This window comes from Floricoccus penangensis, assembly GCF_001832885.1.
Taxonomy (GTDB): domain Bacteria; phylum Bacillota; class Bacilli; order Lactobacillales; family Streptococcaceae; genus Floricoccus; species Floricoccus penangensis.
The window spans coordinates 1-24,623 of sequence record NZ_MKIQ01000027.1 but is presented as its reverse complement, the minus strand read 5'-3'; the positions used below and the strand labels follow the sequence as shown (position 1 = coordinate 24,623).

Sequence of the window (24,623 nt, the reverse complement as noted above, 5' to 3'; positions counted from 1 at the left end):
TTTATTATAGATTTATTATAGTTAATTGACTTTCAACTTGCAAAAATTTAGGTTATTTTGTGTTGATTTTTGAAAAATCAGCAACCTTTTGTGCCTTATTATTAAGGTCTGAAAGAAGACTAAGGCGATTATTCTTAAGTTTTTTATCTTCTGTCATAACCATTGTATTTTCAAAGAAATCTGAAATTGGTTTAGCAAGATTAAAAAGATTATCAATATTTTCTTCTGCATTTTCACCAATATTAACCGCTTGAATTGCTTTGAATAGAGCTTTTTCGCTGTCATTTTCAAATAGTGCTTCTTCAATAACGGGAGTTCCTTCAAGTTTCCCTGCCATATTAGCAACACGAGCAAGTGCTTCAACTGATTCTTTAAAACCTTCTTTTTCAGATTTAGCTGTAAGAATCTGTGCATTTTCAGTAAGGTTTGCAATATCTAGGCTTCCAGTAGCAATAACTGCATCAATGATGTCACGACGAGCACGGCCTTCAAGAATTTTAGCAACACGGGCACGAATGAATTCCATTACTGCTTTACGATTTTTGTACTTGAATCCATTAATACGAAGTGGATAAAGTTCATCAATAATTTTATCAAGTTCAATATCCCAGTTCTTATCTTCAATAATTCTTACGATACCTTGTGTTGCACGACGAAGGGCGTACGGATCATTAGAACCACTTGGAATTAAATCAACTGTGATGAAGCTTAATAATGTATCTAGCTTATCAGCAACCGATAAAATTGCTCCAATTTCACTTTCTGGAAGTTCTCCATCAGCTGATAAAGGCATATATTGTTCTCTGATAGCTGCTGCAACCTCCTCATCTTCACCAGCAAGAAGGGCATATTTTTCACCCATAACACCTTGAAGTTCTGGAAATTCACCAACCATATTTGTAAGTAAATCAAACTTATAAATATCAGCAGCACGATCAATCTTTTCAATTTTATCTTCACTAAGCATTAAATGACTTGCAAGTTTCTCAGCGATAACTTTAGTGCGTCCCATATGGTCATAAATTGAACCAATCTTTTCATGGAAGGTAACCTTTTTAAGTTTTTCAACTAGATCTTCAATTTTAAGTTTTTGATCTTCACGCCAGAAGAATTCACCATCTTCAAGACGAGCCACAAGAACTTTTTCATTTCCTGAAATTACATTATCAATGTGCTCTGCATTACCGTTTCTTACAGATACAAAGTTTGGTAGTAAGTTACCTTGGTTATCACGAACTTCAAAGTAACGTTGGTGCTCACGCATACTTGTTACTAAAACTTCATCTGGAACATCAAGATATTTTTCATCAAAACTTCCAATGAATGCTGTTGGATATTCAACAATATTATTAACTTCTTCTAAAAGACCTGGTTCTAAGTACATTTGCCAGTCATTTTCTTTAGCTAGAACATCAATTTGGTTTGTGATTTCTTCTTTACGAACATCTGCATTAGCTACAACAAAGTTATCAGCCAAATCTTTTTCGTAATCACAAGCATTTTTAATTACAATGTCATTGTTAGCTAGGAAACGATGTCCACGGCTAACATTTGATGCAGTATCTTCTAAGATGCTGAATGGTACAACTTGATCATTATAAAGTGATACTAACCATTGAATTGGACGAACAAATAATAAAGTATTATTTCCCCATTTCATGTAAGTAGAAAAGTTCATTTTTTCAATTACATCAGAACCAACTTTTTCTAGAATTTCACTTGTCGCAACACCTGGTGTATGCTTATCAGCATATAGGTAGCCATTTTCTTCTACCAAGTCATCAGGATTTACACCTTGACCACGTGAGAAACCAAGCACTGCCTTAGACCAATTTCCTTGATCATCTTTAGCAATTTTCATTGATGGACCTTTTACTTTTTCAGTAATATCTTCAGATTCTTCCGCAAGTCCATTCACCAAGACAGCCAAACGACGCGGTGTAGAGAATTTAGTGATTGATTCAAAGTCCACACGGTTTTCTGCAAGGAATTTTTCCATACGTTCTGCTAACTGGTTAATTGAAGGAGTAACCAAGTGTGCAGGCATTTCCTCAAGACCAATTTCTAATAAATATTCTGCCATTATTCTTCTCCTTCACCTTTTTTTTTGCTATATTTTCCATTTTCTCCAAGATATTTTTCTCGTAAATCTTCATCTTTAAGAAGCGGGAAGCCAAGTTTAGCACGCTCATCAATAAATGTTCTAGCTACTTTTCTAGCCATAGCACGTACACGGTGCAAGTAACCAGCACGCTCTGTAACTGATACTGCTCCTGCTGCATCTAATAAATTGAAGGTATGTGACGATTTGAGTATGTAGTCATATGCTGGGTGAACTAGACCTAAATCAAGCAACTTAGTAGCCTCTGCCTCATATGTATCAAAAAGTGTCAAAAGCATTTCTTGATCACTGTCTTCGAAGGCGAATTTTGAGTGTTCATATTCTGGCTCTTTAAAGATATCTCCATAAAGAACTCCGTTCCCCCATTCAAGGTCATAAACGCTATCAACTTCTTGAATATAGCTTGCAAGACGTTCAAGACCATATGTGATTTCAGATGTTACAGAATCAACCTCGATACCACCAACTTGTTGGAAGTAAGTAAACTGAGTAACTTCCATACCATCAAGCCATACTTCCCATCCGATACCAGCACAACCCATTGATGGGTTTTCCCAGTTATCTTCAACGAAACGAATGTCATGTTCAAGTGGGTTAATTCCAAGTGCTTCAAGCGATTGTAGATACAATTCTTGAATATTTTTTGGACTTGGTTTCATTACAACTTGGAACTGATGATGTTGGAATAAACGGTTTGGATTTTCACCATAACGACCGTCTGCTGGACGACGGCTTGGTTGTACGTACGCAGCATTCCATGGTTCTGGTCCATTCGCTCTTAAGAAAGTGTAAGGACTCATTGTTCCAGCTCCGACTTCATTGTCGTAAGCCTGCATTAGGTTAGCACCTTGTGCACTCCAAAATTCTTGAAGTGTTAAGATGATTTCTTGGAAAGAAAGTTTTTTAGACATGTTTTCTCCTTTTATAAGAATGATTTCAACAAGTTTTGAGAACAGTAGATGATTTATCCAAATTAAAAATCGTCCCTGTGCTCGTAATAAACATGCAAGCACAGGGACGACTATATCGCGGTTCCACCCTGATTTACAAAATCATAAATAGATTTTGCCTTCATTCGTGATTTAATTTTTTCTAATATTATGCGCCTCATAAATCCATGCATGCTTTCACTATTCATGCTCGCTAAATCTGATTTACTTATTCATAATGATATAGATAGTTTAACAAAAATTGATATTTTGTCAAATTATTTCTTCTTCTTACGGCCTTTTTGCATTTTCTTTTGGGCACGTTTCATGGCTGAATTCATTGCCATTTTACCCATGCGTCCTTTAAGACCTCCACCAAACATTGCTGAAAGATCTGGCATTTCTCCTCCAGCTAGGTCACCTAAATCACCTAGATCTCCAAGTTGAGACATATCTGGCATTCCATTAGGCATATTCATACCTTTTGACATGTTAGGCATTTTCCCGCCTCCCATTTGTCCTAGAAGGGAATTCATATCACCATTCATAATGCCTTGCATCATTTTTTTAGACTGATTGAACTGCTTAATGAGTTTGTTTACCTCAATGAAGGTATTACCACTACCAGCAGCAATTCTACGACGACGACTTGGCGAAAGAATATCTGGATTCTCACGTTCTTCTGGCGTCATAGAAAGAACCATTGCACGTTTTCTTGCGATTTCTTTTGGATCTACTTTAACATCAGAAATTCCTGGCATTGATGACATTCCTGGAATCATTTTCAAAATTTCATCAAGGGGTCCCATGTTTGTAACTTGATCCAACTGTTCGATGAAATCATTAAAGTCGAAAGTATTTTCTTTCATCTTTTGAGCAAGCTCAATACTTCTTTCTTCATCAAAGTCTTTTTGAGCTTTTTCAATCAGAGTAAGCATATCCCCCATACCAAGAATACGGCTACTCATACGTTCTGGATAAAATACTTCTAGGTCAGTTATTTTTTCACCAACACCGGCAAATTTAATTGGCTTACCTGTAATTTCACGAATTGAAAGTGCTGCCCCACCACGAGTATCACCATCAAGTTTTGTAACGATGACACCTGTGATATCGAGACGTTCATTGAAAGTCTTAGCTACTTGTGCTGCAACTTGACCAGTCATTGCATCTACTACTAAAAGAATTTCTGTTGGATTTGCAACTTCTTTAATTTGCTCCAACTCATTCATCAACTTGTCATCAATTTCAAGACGACCAGCAGTATCAATTAGGACATAATCGTTTTTATTTTGTTTAGCAAGTTCAAGCCCTTCTTTAACAATTTCAACAGGACTTACATCTGTTCCTTTATCAAATACAGGAACATCAACTTGACTACCTATAACTTTTAATTGTTCAATGGCTGCTGGGCGGTAAACGTCGGCTGCGATCATTAATGGACGAGCATTTTCTTCCGTCTTAAGACGATTAGCTAATTTACCTGCAAAAGTTGTTTTACCTGCCCCTTGCAAACCAACCATCATAATAACTGTTGGTATTTTTGGTGATTTTTGAAGTTGAGATTCACCTCCACCAAGAATTTCTGTCAGCTCGTCATCAACAATTTTTAGAACTTGTTGTGCTGGATCAAGAGCTTCGCTAACTTCAAATCCAGTAGCACGTTCTCTTACTTTTCTTACAAAAGATTTAACAACAGGAAGTGCAACGTCGGCCTCTAATAGGGCCAAGCGAATTTCCTTAGTAACCTGTGCAATATCTTCTTCTGTTAATTTTCTTTTTCCGCGGAGGTTTTTAAACACTCCCTGCATGCGTTCTGTTAAATTTTCAAATGCCATTTTAATTTCCTATTCTTCTTAAATTACTTTTTATTCTTCGTCAATGAGTTGAAGCTCTTGTAACTTTGTCTTTAGGTAATCATCTTCAGAGTACTTCTCCAAAAGATTTTCGATCATCTGACCTCTAACGATATAGTTCGAGTAAAGGTGCAACTTCTGCTCATATCCTTCTAATACTTTTTCGGTTCTCTTTATGTTATCATAGACAGCTTGCCTACTAATCCCATATTCTTCAGCGATTTCCGCTAATGAATAATTATCAGCATAATAGAGTTCAATGTAGTTCATCTGTTTTTCAGTTAAAAGAGCCGCGTAAAATTCAAAGAGCGAATTCATACGATTGGTTTTTTCTATCTCCAAAATTTGCCCCTTTTTTTATTTAATAATCAAAAAATAAATTTTTTCAATTTACTCTTTCCATTATACCAAAAAATTGATTATAATAAGAGTGTATTACATTAAAATTTAAGGGCAAAATTATGAAAATTAAGTTCAAGAACGTTATCATCTATACTATATGTTATTTTTTAGCTGTTTTAACTGTAGTTATTATAAGTAATAACTACTATATTGCTAGTGACACCGATAATTTAGTAAATGAAGCCTATAAGGTAGATAAAGATTTAACTAATGGAAAACCAATTCGTTTTGATGATGTCAAGGTTGAAACATTCACTAAAGATCAAACTAGTGATAAAGATATCGCCATCTTAAAAGATGGTGCCGCTACTTCCCGTGTAATAAAAAAAGATAAAATTTCTGTGGCAATTCCACGTTATGTTGACAATCAAATTGTTGGATATCTTCGAGTTACCGACAAGAAGACTGATAATTCATTTATAATTACTTTATTTGTTATCTTTGCTCTAATAATTTACTTGGTTTGGTTGCTTCAATTCTATCTAAGATATACAAAATCAAAAGAATATATGGAAAACCTAGTAGCTAAAATTAAAGCCATATCTCGAAATCCACTTGAACAAAGTTATCTGATTACAGATGAAACCGATCCAATAACTAAGGAACTTAATAAACTTGGTGAAAAAATACAACACCAAGCAATATCTACTCGTCCAAAAAAGGAAAATCTTTATGAGTTTATAGAATTCTTTGATTTTCCAATCTTTATTTATAATGGGAAAGGATTAATAAAACGCTACAACGAATCATTTAAAGGAGATTTTTCAGGTGGTAAAAGTTTAGACATGTTTTCACAGGATGCTGATTTCTTAACCTTCTTGGTTAGTAAACTTGTTAATCCTGAATTAGATGCAAAAGAATTCCATTTTGATCATAAAAAATCTGACTATATTGTACACTTGCAACCAATTCCCGATTTAACAGACAATATATTGGTTACAATGCAAGAAGTCACAAGTTTAAAGAATAACTAATCTTTGATTTTTTTTAAAAAAATCTATAAAATCATAACCGGAGGTTATACATATGAAAAAAATAATAGATATTATTGCAAGAATTATTGCCGTTGTTATCGTTGTATTGGTTATTGTGGTAATTTGTTTAAATTTAAAACCAATCGAACTTTCATTTTTTGTTTGGCATGCAGATATCCCACTTGCAGTATTAATTGCTGTTCTTTTCCTAATTGGTGCTATACTTGGATTAATTCTTAAAAAAGGAAATATAAGTAAACGTGCTCAACGTGTAGAAAGTGATATTAACTCTACAATTTCAGATATAAAAAAATTAACTGAATAATTAAAATAATAAAGTACCTGCCCTATTATCTAGGCAGGTACTTTTTTCGTCTAAAGCATGTCTAAGCTTCCATTTTTCACAGCTACTTTTTCCATAATATGAAGGACTGCAACTGCTATTAATAGATAAATAAATCCAAGAAACATTCCAGCTTTCAATGGATTTAAAAATCCAACTTGCATATTACCATCCATAATTGATTGAGCTACTGAAATTGATCTTGTGAGTGGCAATATTGGTGGAATAAACTGAAATACTTTTGGCAAGGAAGAAATAGGAAAATTTGCTCCTGTAAATATCAATAAAATTTGGCTTGCTGTATTTGTAACCAAATGGACTTCGGTACTTACTAGAATAAAACAAGAAAATAAAAAACCAAAACTCATAGAGACAAAAACTGCAACCAGTAAAACCAGTAAGAAGGCAAGAACCTTACTAGTCGTCCAGGAAATATGTAAGAGCAGACTAATTACTGTTACGCCAATAAACACGGACAATAATGATTGAATTATTGTCGAAAATGCACTGGTAAATGAAATTTCCCAAAGCCTTGTCTTTGAAGCCACAAGTAAGGATAGGGTTCCATTGTGTTTTTCTGATGATAGTAGAAATCCTACCCTATAAATAGCTGTGAATGCTACAACTAAAAGTGAATTACCTATCATCCACCTTGATACTTTCTCAGGTCCATAGGCATAATAAGCAATTAGTGAGTAACAAAGCATTTGTAAAATTGGTAGTGACAAGTCTACCATTAGATATGTGCGCCATTCAGAGATTATTGAATCTCTCTTATAAGAAAATTTTATTCGACGAAAAAATCTATTTATATACTCCATCAGAAAACCTCCAAACTAGCATTTATTCTACATAAGGCATCAATATGTTCAAAAATATAATAGGATAAAATAAAATATATTACTGTAATTATCGATAATCCTAAAGCTATATGTATCATTTCAGAACTTGTACCACCATTTATTGCCAGCTCAAATCCTTTCATTGCCCATGAAGGACTTAAAATCATTGATAACCATTGTAAGAGTTGAGGAAGAATTGAGATAGGAAAAACCATACCAGATAAAATTGTCATTGGGTATTCAATAAAATTCATCAAGATTCTTATCTTTCTTGATATTGTAAAAAGTCCAGCAAGAATAAGAGCTAAAGCTACCATGGATAAAATAGTTAACAAAATAATCAAAATTAGACATGGGATATTTAAAAATTTAATTGGAAGAGCAAAAACAACTTCTACAACAAACATACTTATAAAAAACGAAACTACTCCCCAGATAGTGTTACCTAGTATTTTTCCCAAAACGATAGTTTTGAAGCCAATTGGTGCTGTAAATAATATTGGAAGGGTTCCAACCCATTTTTCACGGTCAATGTCACTTGCTGAAGAAAAACAGATACTTGACCAAAAAGTTGTCATTCCTGAACCAAGAAAGGCATAAAGAGTGAAATCTGAAATACTTTTATTTTTATAAATCATCCCGAGTAGAAAACCTGCAAATATTGGTCCTAGAAAGACACAAAAGCGGAACATGGGTCGGGCAATTGATTGTTTCATCTGCACGATTGCACTTGTGATTACTGCTCTCAAATCATTCTCCTCCCAACAATTCTACATAGGTATCTTCTAGATTAACATCTAATTTTTGACGTTTGCGCTCTTCATTTTCAATTTCTTTTCTTCTAATTATTTCCTGTCGTCTTTCAACCGATAGAAGATTTTGAAGTCCAGCCACCGTATCGAGAGCAACAATTTCACCTTTATTAATGATTGCTATACGGTCACAAAGCTCCTCTGCTTCTGCTAGATAGTGAGTCGTGAGCACAATAGTCGTTCCATCATCTGCTAGCTTTCGAATAAGTTCCCGCAATTCACGCGCTCCAATAGGATCAAGACCAATACTCGGTTCGTCAAGAAAAATTATTTCCGGGTCGTTCAATAATGCACGGGCAGTTTGAAGCCTCTGCTTCATTCCCTTAGAAAAATTTTCCACTAACTTGTTCCCTGTATCTTCCAAGCCAACTAGCTTAAGCAAACGTGGTATTTCCTCCTTCTGTCTACTTAAAGGAATCTTATACAAATCAGCAAAGTAGGCTAGATTATCATAGGCTGAAAGTCTCCAGTATAGACTTCTCTCACCACCAAAAACAAAATTTATATGCTCCCTCACCTCGTCTTCTTGCCCAAAAGTATCAAACCCTATAACTTTCGCCGTACCTTCTGTTGGTGCAAGCATGGTTGATAGAATCTTCATGGTAGTCGTTTTCCCAGCACCGTTAGGGCCTAATAAACCAAAAATTTCTCCCTTCTTAACAGCAAATGAAATTCCTTTGAGGGCATGAAAATCTTCATTTTTATTCACTTTAAATGAACGCTTCAAGTTTTCAACTTCTATATAATCCATAAATCTCTCCTTTATACTTAAAGAAATTATAGACCACAAAAAAAGAGAATCTGCTTTTCTGTGGAAACATGCAGAAAAGATGATAAAATATTTTTTCAAAAAATTATCAAATGTAAGATACATAAAGTCTTTTTATTTATGTATAGTGAATAATTGAATACAAATGATAGGATATATATATGCAAAAACTTGGTGAAAATCTTAGAAAAATACGGAAGAGTAGAAATATGTCAGTGGAACAAGTTGCAAAAGAAATTGCCTCGTATTCTTCTATTGCATCTTTTGAACGTGGTCAAAGTTTGCTATCGCTTGATATTTTAATAAATCTTTTAGACAGATTAAATATTTCCATCACTGAGTTTCTAAATCTTGCGGAAATTTCAGACAGAAGTTTTTCAAAACAATACAGAGAATTTGCCTTGGCTGCATATTCGGAAGATATGAATTCAATGGAAAACATTGTAAACGATCTTGAAAAACAAACAAATTTTGACCATGTACAAGAAAAACTCACTTACTTAAACTATAAAATGCTACTAAGTTGGACAAATCAAGAATTTAAACTATCTCAAAATGAAGAAGAATTTCTTTTGAATTATTTTTGGAACTGCGAGATTTGGACTGATTTTGATAACACACTTCTCTGCCATTCTATAAATATTTTTAACTCAGAAAATATTGTTATTTTCTGTAAGGAACTAATGAAAAATATCTAGGAACTTAATTTTGAAGGAAGTCACACATATAGTAGGCTGAGAACTATTCTAAATGGTATGTATACTCTGTGGGATAGGCAGGAAATTGAAAAATGTAAATTCATTATTTATTGGGCACTTAAAAATATCAGATATAACAACTTTAGAGAGCTATCTTTTTTCAAAGTATTCGATAACTTTGTAAAATATAAAGAAACAAAAAATCCTCAACTCCTTATTGAAGTTGAGGCGGTCATAAATTATCTACATTTCATGGGCAATTTTTCAAAATATGAATATTTTAAAGAGGAACTTGAGAAGCTAAAAGATATATAATATTTAAAAATCTGCTAGAATTTAATCCAACAGATTGTCTTTTTATCTTTCAAGAAAGAACTCGAATCTATCCCCTGCGTATTGACTAAGCACAAATTCGAATGGTGTATCGTCTGCAAAATATGATGTTTGAGTCAAGCTTAATATTGCTTGACCTTTTTTCATTTTCAGATAATCAGCAATTTTTCCATTTGCAATTTTAGATGAAATTACTTGTTCACTTCGACCTATTTCACGACCACTTGCAACTAATGTTTTAAAGAAATGATTGGCTACATCTTGTTTATCAAAATCAGCAATTAATAAATATGGAATACTTGCTACTTCATAACAAATTGGTAAGTCATCAGCATAACGGATTCGCTCCATACGTATAATTTGTGCGCCTGACTTAAGATTAAGCTTCTCAACTTCAATTTCATTTGCTGCCGTCTTTGTATAAGCTAAAACCTCACTTCGTGGTTGCTTCCCTTGACTTTGGATAATCTCTGTAAAGCTTGTTGTTCCACGCATTTTTTCACGTACGCGTTGACTTGAAACATAAGTTCCTGATCCTGCACGACGTTCAAGTATTCCTTCATCAACAAGAGCTGTTACAGCTTGTCTCAATGTCATTCTACTTACATGAAAACGTTCAGATAAAGCACGTTCACTTGGAAGTCTTGTCCCAATTGGCCATGTTTCATTCTCAATTTCTTGTTTTATTTCATCATGAATTTTAATATAAACAGGTTTCATTTTTGCTCTTTCTCCTTAGTGCTAGTTTCAGCACTATCTTTTCCTTTATTTTCACTCACTTTATTTATATCTTTATCTTGATTATCTTCATCAACTTTTTTCGCAACATCAATTTCAATATTAAAATCTTTACCAATCTTTATAACTTTTTCGGTTACCATTTTTACCGGGGTATCGTGGGTACCTACTAGGTTTACCACAATTGCAAATCCAACTCCAATAAAGGTATCAAGTACCCTATTAAAAACATAGAGGATTGTTTCACCTTCTGGAGTACCTAGTGAGATTATCAGAAATGATGCACAAGCCCCTACTAAACCGGTATTCAAATTATATCCATCCATTATTACGATAATAATCATTAAAGAGATTGGAATTACAAATAATTTAACCCAAAAATTGTGTCCAGAGTCGGAGTATAGCAAGTAAAAAATAATAGAAAGAAGACCACCTAATCCAGCCCCGATAAATCGCGAGCCTGCTACATTAACGGTTGACTTAAAATCACCTCTTACTGCTACGACTGCAGAAACTCCTGCTGCCATTGCTCCTTCAGGACGATTAGTAATTTGACAGAAAATAAGAATCAATGCCATTGCAATTGCCGTTTTTATGGTTCGAAGTCCAAGGCGAAAACGGCCTATTTGTATACTCATACCGATTTTTCCTTTGATTTTTATTTTAAACTATTGTACCATATTTTTTAAAGAATCGACTATACCAATTTACTATTTATTAATATTTTTATGAAAAAATCAATTTTATTTATTGTAGAGCCAATTTATTGAATTAATAAAGAGCATATGCTATATTTTCAAATAGACGGTTTCAATCTATACCAATGAATGGTAAAGAAAAAAACTTGACAGGTCTTGCAAAACAGAATTATTTTCTGTATAATTGACAAGTAATATTAAAAGGAGGAAGACATGGCAAATATTAAATCTGCAATCAAACGCGCTGAATTAAATGTTAAAGCAAATGAATTAAATTCAACTCAAAAATCAGCAATGCGTACTGCTATAAAGAAATTTGACGCAGCTGTAGCTGAAGGATCTGACAACGTTCAAGAACTATTCCAAAAAGCTAGTTCTGCAATTGACAAAGCTGAAACAAAAGGTTTGATCAAGAAAAACAAAGCAAGCCGTGATAAATCACGTCTAGCAGCTAAAATCGCTAAATAATTCGGTCTACCGGGTTATTTTTTTTATGTAAAAAAGGAAGTTGGGCAGATTAATCTATCCAACTTCCTTTTTTGTATCTATCGTTTAAAAATCAATAAATCTGATTCCTTTAATCCAATCATTGGATCAACTCCATAATTATCAACTAAAACTTTAGTTAATATTTTAGGTTGATTATCTACTTCTTGTGCTATTTCTTCTACATTACTCTCTATATCAGAAGAAAGCGAATCAACTTTTTGTGGATTTTCTACGACTTCATGTTCTTTTGCATCTTCAGCGACTGAAGATGACTCAATATCACTATCGCGTTCAATACCAAATTGCTCTAATAAATAAGTTTTTCGATTACTTCCGATTTTATGAACAGCTTGGTTATAAGCGTTATACTCACCTAATAAAATTAAACTTTTTTTCGCCCGAGTAATTCCTGTATATAATAAGTTTCTCTCAAGCATACGTGAATAACTAGAAACCATTGGTACAACGACAGTTGAAAACTCGCTCCCCTGCGACTTATGGATACTCATTGCATAGGCTAAAGTAATCTTGTACCACTCGCTTCGTGGGTAGATGACCTCAGAACCGTCAAAGTCCATGACAATCTCATCCTGCTTGCTCTCAGTATATTTTGCTGTCACTAAATCAGTTATAAATCCTAGATCTCCGTTAAAAACGTTCAAACTTGTTTCGTTGACCAAATGGAGAACCTTGTCTCCTCTACGATAAGAAATTTCTTGAAAGTTAAATTCTAAGCCGTCTCGTAATGGATTAAAGATATCTTGCACTAACTTATTAACATTATTTATCCCTGCAACTCCCTTGTACATGGGAATTAAGATCTGAAGTTCAAATGGATTATTTCCTTTTTTCTTCCATGAAGTAGCAATTTGTTCAATTATATTTGGAACCTGTCCAGCCCCAACCTCAAAATAACTTCTATCTGGTTGACGACTTGTAAAGTCTGCTGGAAGTTCACCATCTTTAATCGAGTGTGCAAGGTCGGTTATGGTTGAATTTTTGCCTTGTCTAAAAATTTTATCCAATGTAATTGACGGAATGGCCTCAACTTTTAATAAATCAGCCAATATTTGTCCAGGGCCTACTGAAGGTAGTTGATCAGCATCACCAACGATTATTACCTTCATACTAGGTGGGATTGATTCAAAAAGTCTATGTGCAAGCCAGGTATCAACCATTGAAAACTCATCAACAATCAGCAAACTTCCTGATAGTTCATCCGTTAAATCAGTAGAGATATCATCATCCGTTCCAATTCCCAAATGTCTATGTAAGGTTGCACTAGGAAGTCCGGTCAATTCATTCATCCTTCTTGCTGCACGCCCTGTTGGTGCAGCTAAAAGAATTGGAAAAACATCATCATGATAGCTTGTTGGATCAAGATTAATATCATTAAGCCTTGCATAGGATTGAATAATTCCATTTAAGACAGTTGTTTTACCAGTACCTGGTCCACCAGTCAGGATAAACAATTGATTATTTAGAGCCTCTTCAATGGCTTTTTTTTGTAGATTGTCATACTCGATATCAAAATCTTCTTCTGCTTCCTTAATTACAGAGGCAACCTCTTCTTTACTGAAAGAATCAGATTTTCTTAACATCAATTTCTGGATATTTCTGGCAATGCCCGACTCAGCAAAAAACAGGGAATTATCAAATATTTTTGTCCCCTCTTGCTGAATCTTACCTTCATCTATCAAATCTCCAATGGCAAGTGCAACATCATCATATGGAATTTCTACATTTCGAGATTTTTCCAAAAGATCAACTGTATACTCTAAAAGCTCTTTAGCCTCAATGTAGGTGTCTCCAGTTGCAAGTGACATAGTTGGAACTAGATGCATGATGGCAGCGCGGTATCGTTCGTTTGATGTAGGCTCAATTCCTTGGTCAGCTGCAATTTTATCTGCAGTTTTAAAACCAATTCCTTTTATGTCTTCAACCAACTGATATGGGTTTTCTGCAATTATATCAAGTGTATCTTGCTTGTATAAGTCATAAATTTGGAAGTTTATCTTGCTAGGCATACCATATTCACTCAGCTTTGAAAGAATTTTTTCCATACCGTGATTTTGAGATAAGAGCTTCAAAAAACCACTCTTTTTTGTCGGAGAAAGAATACTATTAAGTTTACCGTGGTCCTCTAAAATGGCATCAATTGTATCATCTGGATAGGCAGCAACAATTTTTTCAGCCGTCTTTTTACCAATTCCCGGAAAATGATCACTTGAAAGATACTTAATAAGACCATTACCACTTGATGGCACAGCCTTCTCATAAGTATCAACCTTCAACTGCTCCCCATACTTGGGATGATTAGTCATTTGACCGAAGAAAGTATAAGCCTCCCCTTCAATCACATCACCAATTATTCCATTGACCACAATCTCAGTCCCCAAATAATCAGAATTGGTATCAGTAATATCAATCAAAAGCACCTTATAAAAATTTGATGGGTTCTCAAAAAATACTGCTTCAATATTTCCTGTGAAAAAAGTTTTTTCGTCCATGACTTCCTCACCTACTCAATCTGTACAAAATTTTTCATCATATTTACTACTCTAATATACGATTTTATTCCACTCTATCAATTCAATATTATCTAGATCTTTAACGTCCACTATTGTTAAGCTTGAATTTGATAAAATACCATCTTTTCTCAACTGATCATTCGGCGTTCCAATAAGACTTTGAATGCTTGAAGTTAAAGTAGCACCATGACTAACGATAAGTATATTATCATTTGGAGAAATTGTTGGGTCATTGGCTAAATCATCAACTACTTCTTTAACTCTTGCTATAACTTCAGATACATTTTCAGCACCAAAAATACTGCCATCAAATTCTGCTGGATTATTACGAAAGGCAAAAATTTGCTCAGGAAACTGTTCTGTAACCTTTTCAATTTCTTTTCCTTCAAGATTGCCTAAATTCCATTCATATAACCTTTTATCAGTATAAATTATTAATGGATTTTTATTTTTCTCAATTATCCCTTTAGCGGTATCTTGCGCTCTCTTTGAAGGACTAACAAGAACTCTTTTAAATTCAGTGTCTGCTAAATAATCACCTAAAATCGCTGTTTGTGCATAACTCTCTTCTAATAAAGGAGAATCACCTGTCATTCCTTGAAAGCGACGTTCCAAATTCCAAACGGTTTTCCCATGTCTGACAAAATATAGCTTCATTTCAATTTGTCCTTTTCATAGGTATGACTAAGTTCAAGTCCAGAAAAATTCTGTTGGCGTAAACATTCATAGATAAGAATGGCAGCTGTATTTGAAAGATTTAAACTTCTAACATGCTCATCATTCATAGGAATACGAAGTGCTTTTTTTTGGTTATGACGCATAAATTCTTCTGGAAGACCAGTATCTTCTCTTCCAAAAAGAAAATAATGATTATCTTCTTCTTTTGATAAGTCTTCATCAGAGTATGTTTTATCAGCGAATTTTGTAATCAAATGAAGCTTTCCGTCAACTGCAGAAATAAATTCTTCTAAGTTTTTATGATATCTAATATCAACTTTATCCCAATAATCAAGTCCTGCACGCTTCAAATGCTTATCCGTAATTTCAAAACCAAAAGGTTCTATTAAATGAAGAACAGTATTGGTTGCTGCGCATGTTCTTGCAATATTTCCAGTATTGAAATGAATTCTAGGTTCAAATAAGGCTATATGGTTCATTAATAAATATACTCCAAACTAAAGTTATTTAATAAACAGAAAAAATAACTATAAATTAATATAACTACTATTATAATCTTTTAAAAACAAAAAAACTAGGATGCTCGGAGTAAATCTCAGCAAGCATCCTAGTTACGGTTTAATTTGCTTTAATCATAACAGGAAAGATTGAAACAAATTAATTTCAAAATTTATAATAACATAGGTACAGTTTCATGTAAAGCGATTGGAACTGAGTTTTACTGTTAAAACTGTTTTATTTGTGCTTTTTAATAACTATTACAGACTTATTTAAAAAGTTATTTAATGAAAACCAAATGAAAAATCGTGTAAACGTTTTTAAGAAAACCTTTGCATAACTAAGACTTTAGATGTATAATTAGCTCGTAGGTAGATTTTTTTGTTTTTTATGCCGATTTATACCTTTAAATTAAGGATTCATGCACTTAATAAACTTATTTTTGTCGGCATAACTTACAATTGGTCTATACAAATATTTTTTAGGAGGAAACTCAATTGAGTATCGGAATTATTATTGCCAGTCATGGTCAATTCGCCGATGGTATCAAGCAATCAGGTTCTATGATTTTCGGAGAGCAAGAAAAAGTACAATCAGTTACTTTTATGCCAAACGAAGGTCCTGATGACTTATACGCACACTTGACTGAAGCGGTAGACTCATTTGATGCTGACGATGAAGTACTTTTCTTGGTTGACTTATGGGGAGGATCTCCATTTAACCAAGCAAACCGTATCTATGAAGAAAATCAAGATCGTATGACTATCATCGCTGGATTGAATCTACCAATGCTTATTCAAGCTTACACTGAGCGTTTCAACCCAGAAGCTCGTGTTCATGATGTTGCTGCAAATATTATTAAAGAAGCAACTGGTGGTGTACGTGTTCGTCCAGAGGAATTACAACCTGCTGACACAACTGCTGAGGTAGTTGAAGCACCAAAGGCAAGTGGTCCAATTCCAGAAGGAACTGTACTTGGAGATGGAGAAATTAAAATCCCATTGGCTCGTATTGACTCACGTCTATTGCATGGTCAAGTAGCAACAGGTTGGACACCAGCTGTTAAACCTGATCGCATTATCGTTGTATCTGATAAAGTAGCTAAAGATGAGTTACGTAAAAAACTTATCGAACAAGCAGCTCCTGCAGGAGTTAAAGCTCATATCGTTCCAATTGATAAAATGATTCAAGTAGCTAAAGACCCACGTTTTGGTAACACAAAAGCACTTCTTCTTTTTGAAACACCCGAAGACGCACTTCGTGCAATTGAAGGTGGAGTTCCAATCAAAGAACTAAATGTTGGTTCAATGGCTCACTCTACAGGTAAAACAATGGTTAACAATGTTTTATCTATGGATAAAGAAGACGTTGAAACTTATGAAAAACTTAGAGATTTAGGCATTAAATTTGATGTCCGTAAAGTCCCTAACGATTCTAAGTCTGATTTATTTGCTTTAATTAAAAAAGCAGACGTTAAATAATTTAAAGGAGAATATAAATGGAATATGGAGTTTTAAGCGTAATCCTAATTCTTATCTTCGCTTTCTTAGCGGGTATGGAAGGGATTCTTGACTCATTTGAACTTCACCAACCAGTTATTGCTTGTTCATTAATCGGTATTGCAACTGGTCATATTGCACCATGTGTAATTCTTGGTGGATCACTACAAATTTTAGCAGCTGGTTGGGCGAACATCGGAGCTGCTGTTGCACCAGATGCCGCACTTGCATCTGTTGCCTCAGCAATCATCTTAGTTCAATCACACGATTGGACTAAATCAGATACTGTAACAAATGGAGAAATGCAAACAGTTATTGGTACTGCAATTCTTCTTGCTACTGCAGGTCTTGTATTAACTACTTTAGTTCGTCTACTTTCTGTAGGTATTGTTCACCGTGCAGATGCTGCTGCTGAACAAGGTAATTATCGTGGAGTAGAAATGTGGCATATTGTTGCATTAATGATGCAAGGTCTTCGTATCGCAATCCCTGCAGGATTATTGCTTCTTATCCCAGCTTCTGCCGTACAAAAAGGATTACTTCTTTTACCAGACTGGTTCACAGGTGGTATGGCAGTAGGTGGAGGAATGGTTGTTGCCGTTGGTTATGCAATGGTTATTAACTTGATGGCAAGCCGCGAAGTTTGGCCTTTCTTCTTCCTTGGTTTTGCACTTGCGCCAATTAAAGAATTAACTCTAATAGCTATGGGTATCATCGGTGTTGCTATGGCATTCATCTATCTTGCTCTTCAAAACTCAGGTGGCGGAAATGGAGCTGGTGGTTCTTCAACTACTGATCCAATTGGCGACATCTTAAATGACTATTAGAAGGGAGAAAAATAATGGCTGAAAAAATTTCAATTGATAAAAAGACACGTAATAGTGTATTACTTCGTTCATTCTTCCTACAAGGTTCATGGAACTACGAACGTATGCAAAATGCCGGTTGGGCATTTGCGATGATCCCAGCACTTAAAAAACTTTATCCTGGTAAAGAAGAAGCTTCTGCTGCACTTAAACGTCATTTAGAATTCTTCAATACACACCCATATGTAGCATCTCCAATTCTTGGTGTAACTCTTGCTCTTGAAGAAGAACGTGCAAATGGTGCACCAATCGATGATGTTGCAATTCAAGGTGTTAAAGTTGGTATGATGGGACCACTTGCTGGTATCGGAGATCCAGTATTCTGGTTTACAGTTCGTCCAATTCTTGGAGCTGTTGCTGCTGGTCTTGCTACTAGTGGATCACTTCTTGCACCATTGGTATTCTTCTTCGGATGGAATATTATTCGTATTGCTTTCCAATACTACACTCAAGAACTTGGTTACCAACAAGGTAGCAAAATTACCGAAGACCTTTCAGGAGGACTTCTTCAACAAATTACTAAAGGTGCTTCAATCCTAGGTATGTTCGTACTTGGTGTGCTTATCCAACGTTGGGTATCAATTAGTTTCACACCTGTTGTTTCAAAATACAATCTTCAAGACGGGGCATATATTGACTGGAAGAACCTACCAGCTGGAGCTGAAGGTATTCAAAAAGCCCTTCAAGACCAAGCCGGTGGACTTGCTCTAAGCCAAGAAAAAGTTGTAACTTTACAACAAAACTTGGATCAGTTAGTACCAGGACTTGCTGCTTTACTACTTACATTCCTATGTATGTGGTTACTTAAGAAGAAAGTTTCTCCAATCGCAATTATCTTTGCATTATTTGCTGTGGGTATTGCTGGACGTTTCTTCGGAATCATGTAATAAATTAAAGACAAGCTTCCTAGCTTGTCTTTTTTTGTATTGTAAACTTCTTTCTCTGAATATATAGAGAAATGATTGTTATTTTTTGCTATAATGGAAGGTAAGAAAAATTAGAAACAGGTATATTATGGCTCAATCATTAAATACACGTGCTGAATTTGTAGGCCCTGGAATCGCCTATATTGGCTTTGCTAAATATGGAAAAATAATGCTTGGAGATGTAGCATTTGAGTTCTTCTCAGATCGTTCTGTAGAAGACAATGTAATAATTCCTCTAGATAAAATAAAAAGAGTTGAAGGTTCAGTATACGGTAAAAAAATTGGACGTAGATTTAATATTATTCTTCAAAATAATTCTAAGTTATGCTTTGGCTCAAAAGATTCAGGGAAAATTTTGAAAATATTACGTGAAAAACTTGGAAATGAAAATGTAGTCAAGGCTCCAACTTTTTTAGGTACACTTACAAGAGCATTTAAAAGAAATAAATAAAAACAATTTGACTTTTATGCTACTTTTGATAAAATTTACTTAATAAGAGAAATTTAGAAGCTAATGTTGCTAGCGATTTTTAGAGAGTTTGCGGATGGTGAAAGCAAATAATTTAAGGCAAGATATCTACTTCTTAAAAAAGTTTTGCAAAACAAAACCGTATCTTCTACGTTACAGAAATTGAGTTCTTCATACTTATCTAGTTAGGCATGAAGTAAATTAGGTGGAACCGCGCTAACACGCCCTATGTTGTTATATACATTAGGTGAGTTAGCGTTTTTTATATGAATTAATAAGGAGAAAATATGTTAGACATTAAAAAAATTCGTCAAGATTTTGACACTGTGGCTGCTAAATTAGAAACACGTGGTGTTAAAGAAGAAACCTTAAAAGATCTTCATGAATTAGATATTACAAGACGCGATCTGATTGTAAAAACTGAAGAATTAAAGAAACAAAGAAATACTGAATCAGAAGCTATCGCTCAAGCAAAACGTAATAAGGAAGATGCTAGTGAGCAAATCGCAAATATGCAAAAAGTTTCAGCTCAAATTAAAGAAATGGATGCTGAACTTGCTGATATTGAAACAAAAATAAATGAAATTATTGTTATGCTTCCAAATCTTCCACATGATGATGTTCCAATTGGTGCTGATGAAGATGACAATGTTGAAGTTCGTCGTGTTGGTGAGGTTCCTGAATTTGATTTTGAACCAAAAGCCCATTGGGACCTTGGTGAAGATCTTGGTATCTTAGATTGGGAACGTGGTGCTAAGGTTACTGGTAGTCGTTTCTTATTCTACAAAGGTCTAGGCGCAAGATTAGAACGTGCTATTTACAGCTTCATGTTAGATGAGCACGGTAAAGAAGGCTACACAGAAATCATCCCACCGTACATGGTTAACCACGACTCAATGTTTGGTACTGGACAATATCCAAAATTTAAGGAAGATACATTTGAGCTAGCTGATAGTGATTATGTTTTAATTCCAACTGCTGAAGTTCCTCTTACAAACTACTACCGTGGTGAAATTCTTGATGGTGCAGATCTTCCAATCTACTTCACAGCCTTAAGTCCATCATTCCGTAGCGAAGCTGGATCTGCTGGACGCGATACACGTGGACTTATTCGTTTACACCAATTCAACAAGGTAGAAATGGTTAAATTCTCTAAACCGGAAAATTCTTATGAAGAGTTAGAAAAAATGACTGCTAATGCTGAAAATATCCTACAAAAATTAGGACTTGCATACCGTGTCGTTGCTCTTTCAACTGGTGACATGGGATTCTCTGCTGCTAAAACTTATGATTTAGAAGTATGGATTCCAGCACAAAATACTTACCGTGAAATTTCAAGTTGTTCAAATACTGAAGATTTCCAAGCTCGTCGTGCCCAAATTCGTTACCGTGATGAAGATGGAAAAGTTAAATTACTTCATACATTAAATGGATCTGGTCTTGCAGTTGGTCGCACAGTTGCAGCAATCCTTGAAAACTATCAAAATGAAGATGGATCAGTTACAATTCCAGAAGTACTTCGTCCTTATATGGGTGGTGTTGAAGTTATTACAGCTGAAGAAAAATAATTAATTAATATTAGTTTCAAAAAACCATGTGGGATAACTCTACATGGTTTTCTTTATTTATTCATACTGTTCAAAAGCGGTCTTGAATTCTTCTCTAAGAGATTCTTTAAATGACCGAGGAGATAGTACTTTCACCCATGCTCCTTGTGATAAAAACCACATCCGTGCTGCTGATTCAAATACCACTACTTCATATTTTGTCCAATTATTTTCATCACAATTTTTTTCAACTATTTTTGAACCAGGAAAACGATCTAAGATAGTCGCAGGATTTATTTCGGATAAGAACGTTATTGTCATAGGTTTACCATGATAGAGAAGAAAAGAATGCTTTCTCATAGCACTTTCCTCAAAATTCTCTACATGAGGCACCATAATTTTTCGAGAAACTTTTTTTACATCAATAAATCGATCTAATCTCACAACCATGTGCCCTTGAGTTTGGTCAATATATAAAATTATATAAAAATAAAAAACTGAAAAATATATAGCAACTGGAAGTCCTTCATACTCTACAAAACCATTCTTATCAGGATCAACAAAAGTCATCCCACCCTTCGTGGTTACAATATATGACTTAACAACATTACTAAATGCTGGCTTATGAACAAATTTTATGACCTGTCTGTCGTCTATGTAACCCATAAATTCCTTAATTCGTTCCAGTATATGTTTATTGTTAGTGACAGGTGCATAAAAAGTATTGTCATTTCTTATTGATTCATTGGCAATTTTTGCTTTCTCTTTTGGTAATTGTTTAAGGAGCTTATCAATAATAATATCCATCTCATCACGACGTAAACTCCTACTTTCAAGAGCAACCTTTGCTAAAAAAATAACCTCTTCTAAGGCAAATGCTTCTGAACGATTAAAACAATATTCACCCTTAGATCTATTGAAATTAAGAATTATGCTACTATGATTGTCTTCTAGAACTCTCTTTATGTCTGCTATATCCCTATCAACTACGCTTTTACTATTGGATTCTAATAAAGATTTTCGGTTAAGGGGCTCACCCATAAAAAGCTTAGTAAGCATATCTGCAATTCTTCTACTACTATTTGCATCACCCTTCATTTTGATGTAACCTTTCACAAATTTAATTAATATTATAATACACGTTCGAAGGCATTTTTACAATAATATGGCTCAATAATTCACATAAAATTTACATTAGTAGAACAAAATAAAAATATTTTTTGGAGAAAATATTTTTATTTTCTCATAGGAAAATGTAAATTTCTATAATAATAATCAATATCTGATCAAATATGTTAAGAAAATAAATTAAATGGATAGATGATGGTTAAACTTATAGAAAAAAAAATTTTTGTGCCAAAAGATACAAATAAATGTGAAAAAAACTATGAATTATTTCATAACCCCATAATGTGACACTGGACTATGATAATCTATTTATAAGTAAGTATTGACACAATACTTATGAAACGAATGAATTTATTATAGGGGAGAAAAGAATGAAAAACGCTAAACATTACAAATCAACAAATCGCGCGTGGAAATCTAAAAAACAATGGGTTTATGGGACTGGGCTTGCTGTTATAATCTTAAGCAATACTTTACCTACAGCAACTGTAATTGCTGAAACATTAAATGAAAATAGAACTGAACAAACTAATGCACCAAAGTTAGAAACTACTTCCTCAAATATTGAAGCATCTGGAGAAAATACGTCATCTGAAACTACTAAATCAGAAAATGTAACTTCCAAATCCGCTTCATCTTTAGAAAATAATCCTTCTATTGAAGAAAAAGTTTCAACATCAGAAAATGCTAATGCAAGTATTTCTGAAACTTCAAGTTCAAATTCCGAAGTTGACAAATCAGTAAAAGATAATGATAAAACTTCTACTTCTACAAGTGAAGATATTTCCACTAGTGAAAAAGAAAAAATTGAAGAAAGTTCCACTACTTCTTCAACTGAAAATTCTCAAAACAAAAAATCTGTCGTAGAATCAACAACCGAAAGTACAAGTACTGACGAATCTAGTGATGATATTGTCTACATATATGAAGTAAAAAGAGAAAAACTTCCAAATGGTGGTGAAAGAGTAACCTATAGCGATAATTCTGTTGATGAATATGATAAAGATGGGGTTCGTATTAAGTTCACTAATACGTATGGTGATATTTTTGAATTCTATTTTGATAAAGATGGAAATAACAATGGTAATAAAAAAACTACAAAAGATGGGTATATTACTGAATACAATAAAGATGATAAAATAATTAGGCAAGTAGCTCCTGATGGCAAAGTCTTTGAATATGCTGAAAAGATATTACCTGATGGGACAAAAATAAAAAGTGATCCTTGGCAAATTATCGAAACTCGACCTGATGGTTCAAAAACGGAATCAAACTTTTCTTGGGGTGATTCATACAAGGAATATGATAAAGACGGAAATTTAATAAAGAGAATTGATAACTCAGGAAAAACTTGGGAATACAAAGATGAAAAAATGCCTGATGGAACAACTATTCATAATGGACTATGGCAAATTGTTGAAGTAAAGTCTGATGGGACAAAAATATATAAAAATGACGGTGAAGCAACACTTGAAATATTACCAAACGGTAGGCAAATTGAAAATACTCCACAATTTAATCTCAGCAAAACAATTAGTTACATTGATCAAAAGAAAACTTTAAAAACTCATAGTATTATTATCAATTCAGATGGTTCGCAAACTGAAATTGATACTCGTAGTGAAGACGTATACATCGTGGAGAGCTATGATCAAGATGGAAATTTATTTAGTAGAGTATGGTCAATTGCGAATGGATGGGCTACTAGAGATAATTCTGATAGCGTTAATGAATCATTTAATGAATTCGAGAAGAAATATAATGTAAAAGAAGATGGTCAAAAAATTGACTTTGATTTAAAGAAAGCAAATGATAATGATAAACTTGATATCTATAATTATTACGTCCGTGTAGATCCTAATAAAAAACCCGAAGTTATACCTGATGAAACAAAAAAACCAGGTGAAGAAGATAATGGATTTACAAAGAAACCGATAAAATCTGAGGTACTCCGTAACGGAACAATTAAAAATACTTATGAAGATGGTTCCACTATTGAAAAAACGATAGATAAAAAAGAAATATCGTATAATCCTGATGGAAAAATTTCTGAAATTATTTATAAAGATAAAGATTATCCAGTTATTCATCAAGTTAATGTGAAATATGCCGACGGAACTGAAAAGAATTTCGATCAATACATCGTACGTGGAAATTATAAAAGAGATATTTACGAGGATGGTAAGTTTAAAGAATCACTTTTTACAGCTGTGGGTTGGGGTACAATTGACCCTCTAGTCGATGAAAAAATTGCAAGTAAATATGATGCTTTGTATGTTGATAGACAATTTAAATATAATGGGACTTTTGATCCAAATGCAGACTTAAGATTCGTAACATACCTTAAATCTTATGAAAACAATCCTGATAATAATCCTACGGATCCTTCTACTAAACCAGAAGGATCTAAACCTCAAGAGTCTGCTAAACCTCAAGAGTCTGCTAAACCTCAAGAATCTGCTAAACCTCAAGAATC

Annotated in this window: 22 protein-coding genes and 1 pseudogene; 10 read left to right on the top strand and 13 right to left on the bottom strand. The window is 34.0% G+C overall.

Annotated elements, in window-relative coordinates; translation table 11 throughout:
- Positions 1 to 52 precede the first annotated feature (52 nt).
- The 4 genes from glyS to BG262_RS04680 form a co-directional block, all read right to left on the bottom strand.
- Positions 53 to 2,086 (bottom strand): glycine--tRNA ligase subunit beta, encoded by a 2,034-nt coding sequence (gene glyS, locus BG262_RS04695; protein WP_371827961.1) that lies wholly within the window; start codon positions 2,084 to 2,086, stop codon positions 53 to 55.
- Entirely contained in the window at positions 2,083 to 3,033 is a 951-nt protein-coding gene (glyQ, locus tag BG262_RS04690; protein ID WP_070787727.1) for a glycine--tRNA ligase subunit alpha, read from the bottom strand. Before glyQ ends, glyS begins: the two co-directional genes overlap by 4 nt.
- Before the next feature lie 296 nt (positions 3,034 to 3,329).
- The gene (gene ffh / locus BG262_RS04685) at positions 3,330 to 4,889 is read right to left on the bottom strand and encodes a signal recognition particle protein (RefSeq protein ID WP_070787726.1); all 1,560 of its coding nucleotides are present in this window, start codon (positions 4,887 to 4,889) and stop codon (positions 3,330 to 3,332) included.
- Between the two features lie 30 nt (positions 4,890 to 4,919).
- Positions 4,920 to 5,249 carry a putative DNA-binding protein gene (locus tag BG262_RS04680; protein ID WP_070787725.1) on the bottom strand — a complete coding sequence of 110 codons (330 nt, stop codon included), beginning with the start codon at positions 5,247 to 5,249 and terminating at the stop codon, positions 4,920 to 4,922.
- A gap of 119 nt (positions 5,250 to 5,368) precedes the next feature.
- Here BG262_RS04680 and BG262_RS04675 point away from each other — a divergent pair, with 119 nt between their 5' ends.
- Both BG262_RS04675 and BG262_RS04670 read left to right on the top strand, forming a co-directional pair.
- Positions 5,369 to 6,283 carry a hypothetical protein gene (locus BG262_RS04675; protein ID WP_070787724.1) on the top strand — a complete coding sequence of 305 codons (915 nt, stop codon included), beginning with the start codon at positions 5,369 to 5,371 and terminating at the stop codon, positions 6,281 to 6,283.
- A gap of 52 nt (positions 6,284 to 6,335) precedes the next feature.
- Positions 6,336 to 6,608 carry a LapA family protein gene (locus BG262_RS04670; protein WP_070787723.1) on the top strand — a complete coding sequence of 91 codons (273 nt, stop codon included), beginning with the start codon at positions 6,336 to 6,338 and terminating at the stop codon, positions 6,606 to 6,608.
- A gap of 50 nt (positions 6,609 to 6,658) precedes the next feature.
- Here the strand turns inward: BG262_RS04670 and BG262_RS04665 are convergent, their stop codons facing one another.
- Genes BG262_RS04665 through BG262_RS04655 form a run of 3 tightly spaced genes read right to left on the bottom strand, consistent with a single transcriptional unit; the run spans position 6,659 to position 9,031 of the window.
- Positions 6,659 to 7,447: an ABC transporter permease gene (locus tag BG262_RS04665; RefSeq protein ID WP_070787722.1), complete on the bottom strand. Its 789-nt coding sequence runs from the start codon at positions 7,445 to 7,447 to the stop codon at positions 6,659 to 6,661.
- Positions 7,447 to 8,217, bottom strand: coding sequence for an ABC transporter permease (locus tag BG262_RS04660; RefSeq protein WP_070787721.1), 771 nt, complete (start codon positions 8,215 to 8,217; stop codon positions 7,447 to 7,449). Before BG262_RS04660 ends, BG262_RS04665 begins: the two co-directional genes overlap by 1 nt.
- 1 nt (position 8,218) lies before the next feature.
- Positions 8,219 to 9,031, bottom strand: a complete 813-nt coding sequence (locus tag BG262_RS04655; RefSeq protein ID WP_070787720.1) for an ABC transporter ATP-binding protein — start codon at positions 9,029 to 9,031, stop codon at positions 8,219 to 8,221.
- A 179-nt stretch (positions 9,032 to 9,210) separates the two neighbouring features.
- Here BG262_RS04655 and BG262_RS04650 point away from each other — a divergent pair, with 179 nt between their 5' ends.
- Positions 9,211 to 9,747, top strand: a complete 537-nt coding sequence (locus BG262_RS04650; RefSeq protein WP_070787719.1) for a helix-turn-helix domain-containing protein — start codon at positions 9,211 to 9,213, stop codon at positions 9,745 to 9,747.
- Positions 9,748 to 10,104: 357 nt separating this feature from the next.
- Here BG262_RS04650 and BG262_RS04640 read toward each other — a convergent pair whose 3' ends face one another.
- Both BG262_RS04640 and BG262_RS04635 read right to left on the bottom strand, forming a co-directional pair.
- Entirely contained in the window at positions 10,105 to 10,800 is a 696-nt protein-coding gene (locus tag BG262_RS04640; RefSeq protein ID WP_070787717.1) for a GntR family transcriptional regulator, read from the bottom strand.
- Positions 10,797 to 11,456 (bottom strand): FUSC family protein, encoded by a 660-nt coding sequence (locus BG262_RS04635; protein ID WP_083312903.1) that lies wholly within the window; start codon positions 11,454 to 11,456, stop codon positions 10,797 to 10,799. The genes BG262_RS04640 and BG262_RS04635 overlap by 4 nt, the downstream gene beginning before the upstream one ends.
- 273 nt (positions 11,457 to 11,729) lie before the next feature.
- Between BG262_RS04635 and rpsT the strand changes: the two genes are divergently transcribed.
- Entirely contained in the window at positions 11,730 to 11,984 is a 255-nt protein-coding gene (gene rpsT / locus BG262_RS04630) for a 30S ribosomal protein S20 (RefSeq protein WP_070787716.1), read from the top strand.
- Positions 11,985 to 12,061: 77 nt separating this feature from the next.
- Here the strand turns inward: rpsT and recD2 are convergent, their stop codons facing one another.
- Genes recD2 through BG262_RS04615 form a run of 3 tightly spaced genes read right to left on the bottom strand, consistent with a single transcriptional unit; the run spans position 12,062 to position 15,693 of the window.
- Positions 12,062 to 14,515, bottom strand: a complete 2,454-nt coding sequence (gene recD2 / locus BG262_RS04625) for an SF1B family DNA helicase RecD2 (RefSeq protein WP_070787715.1) — start codon at positions 14,513 to 14,515, stop codon at positions 12,062 to 12,064.
- Between the two features lie 51 nt (positions 14,516 to 14,566).
- On the bottom strand, positions 14,567 to 15,193 hold the full coding sequence (locus BG262_RS04620; RefSeq protein ID WP_070787714.1) for a histidine phosphatase family protein: 627 nt from the start codon (positions 15,191 to 15,193) through the stop codon (positions 14,567 to 14,569).
- Complete coding sequence (locus BG262_RS04615) at positions 15,190 to 15,693, bottom strand: tRNA (cytidine(34)-2'-O)-methyltransferase (protein WP_070787713.1); 504 nt, start codon at positions 15,691 to 15,693, stop codon at positions 15,190 to 15,192. The genes BG262_RS04620 and BG262_RS04615 overlap by 4 nt, the downstream gene beginning before the upstream one ends.
- Before the next feature lie 516 nt (positions 15,694 to 16,209).
- Here BG262_RS04615 and BG262_RS04610 point away from each other — a divergent pair.
- From BG262_RS04610 to serS, 5 genes are all read left to right on the top strand, one after another.
- On the top strand, positions 16,210 to 17,193 hold the full coding sequence (locus BG262_RS04610) for a mannose/fructose/sorbose PTS transporter subunit IIA (RefSeq protein WP_070787712.1): 984 nt from the start codon (positions 16,210 to 16,212) through the stop codon (positions 17,191 to 17,193).
- Positions 17,194 to 17,210: 17 nt separating this feature from the next.
- The gene (locus tag BG262_RS04605; protein WP_070787711.1) at positions 17,211 to 18,038 is read left to right on the top strand and encodes a mannose/fructose/sorbose family PTS transporter subunit IIC; all 828 of its coding nucleotides are present in this window, start codon (positions 17,211 to 17,213) and stop codon (positions 18,036 to 18,038) included.
- A 14-nt stretch (positions 18,039 to 18,052) separates the two neighbouring features.
- Positions 18,053 to 18,964 carry a PTS system mannose/fructose/sorbose family transporter subunit IID gene (locus BG262_RS04600; RefSeq protein ID WP_070787710.1) on the top strand — a complete coding sequence of 304 codons (912 nt, stop codon included), beginning with the start codon at positions 18,053 to 18,055 and terminating at the stop codon, positions 18,962 to 18,964.
- Between the two features lie 127 nt (positions 18,965 to 19,091).
- Positions 19,092 to 19,454 carry a DUF956 family protein gene (locus BG262_RS04595; RefSeq protein WP_070787709.1) on the top strand — a complete coding sequence of 121 codons (363 nt, stop codon included), beginning with the start codon at positions 19,092 to 19,094 and terminating at the stop codon, positions 19,452 to 19,454.
- Between the two features lie 305 nt (positions 19,455 to 19,759).
- Positions 19,760 to 21,040 carry a serine--tRNA ligase gene (gene serS, locus BG262_RS04590; protein ID WP_070787708.1) on the top strand — a complete coding sequence of 427 codons (1,281 nt, stop codon included), beginning with the start codon at positions 19,760 to 19,762 and terminating at the stop codon, positions 21,038 to 21,040.
- A 57-nt stretch (positions 21,041 to 21,097) separates the two neighbouring features.
- On the opposite strand, the gene BG262_RS04585 is transcribed toward serS, so the two are convergent.
- Positions 21,098 to 22,117 (bottom strand): helix-turn-helix transcriptional regulator, encoded by a 1,020-nt coding sequence (locus BG262_RS04585; protein ID WP_070787707.1) that lies wholly within the window; start codon positions 22,115 to 22,117, stop codon positions 21,098 to 21,100.
- A 401-nt stretch (positions 22,118 to 22,518) separates the two neighbouring features.
- On the opposite strand from BG262_RS04585, the pseudogene BG262_RS04580 reads away from it, so the two are divergent.
- Positions 22,519 to 24,623 (top strand): annotated as a pseudogene (locus BG262_RS04580) (hypothetical protein); the annotation flags it as partial.

Coding starts and splice junctions, on each gene's coding strand:
- glyQ (WP_070787727.1), bottom strand. CDS start 3,033: ATGTCTAAAAAACTTTCTTTCCAAGAAATCATCTTAACACTTCAAGAA.
- ffh (WP_070787726.1), bottom strand. CDS start 4,889: ATGGCATTTGAAAATTTAACAGAACGCATGCAGGGAGTGTTTAAAAAC.
- BG262_RS04675 (WP_070787724.1), top strand. CDS start 5,369: ATGAAAATTAAGTTCAAGAACGTTATCATCTATACTATATGTTATTTT.
- BG262_RS04670 (WP_070787723.1), top strand. CDS start 6,336: ATGAAAAAAATAATAGATATTATTGCAAGAATTATTGCCGTTGTTATC.
- BG262_RS04665 (WP_070787722.1), bottom strand. CDS start 7,447: ATGGAGTATATAAATAGATTTTTTCGTCGAATAAAATTTTCTTATAAG.
- BG262_RS04655 (WP_070787720.1), bottom strand. CDS start 9,031: ATGGATTATATAGAAGTTGAAAACTTGAAGCGTTCATTTAAAGTGAAT.
- BG262_RS04650 (WP_070787719.1), top strand. CDS start 9,211: ATGCAAAAACTTGGTGAAAATCTTAGAAAAATACGGAAGAGTAGAAAT.
- BG262_RS04640 (WP_070787717.1), bottom strand. CDS start 10,800: ATGAAACCTGTTTATATTAAAATTCATGATGAAATAAAACAAGAAATT.
- BG262_RS04635 (WP_083312903.1), bottom strand. CDS start 11,456: ATGAGTATACAAATAGGCCGTTTTCGCCTTGGACTTCGAACCATAAAA.
- rpsT (WP_070787716.1), top strand. CDS start 11,730: ATGGCAAATATTAAATCTGCAATCAAACGCGCTGAATTAAATGTTAAA.
- recD2 (WP_070787715.1), bottom strand. CDS start 14,515: ATGGACGAAAAAACTTTTTTCACAGGAAATATTGAAGCAGTATTTTTT.
- BG262_RS04620 (WP_070787714.1), bottom strand. CDS start 15,193: ATGAAGCTATATTTTGTCAGACATGGGAAAACCGTTTGGAATTTGGAA.
- BG262_RS04615 (WP_070787713.1), bottom strand. CDS start 15,693: ATGAACCATATAGCCTTATTTGAACCTAGAATTCATTTCAATACTGGA.
- BG262_RS04605 (WP_070787711.1), top strand. CDS start 17,211: ATGGAATATGGAGTTTTAAGCGTAATCCTAATTCTTATCTTCGCTTTC.
- BG262_RS04600 (WP_070787710.1), top strand. CDS start 18,053: ATGGCTGAAAAAATTTCAATTGATAAAAAGACACGTAATAGTGTATTA.
- BG262_RS04595 (WP_070787709.1), top strand. CDS start 19,092: ATGGCTCAATCATTAAATACACGTGCTGAATTTGTAGGCCCTGGAATC.
- serS (WP_070787708.1), top strand. CDS start 19,760: ATGTTAGACATTAAAAAAATTCGTCAAGATTTTGACACTGTGGCTGCT.
- BG262_RS04585 (WP_070787707.1), bottom strand. CDS start 22,117: ATGAAGGGTGATGCAAATAGTAGTAGAAGAATTGCAGATATGCTTACT.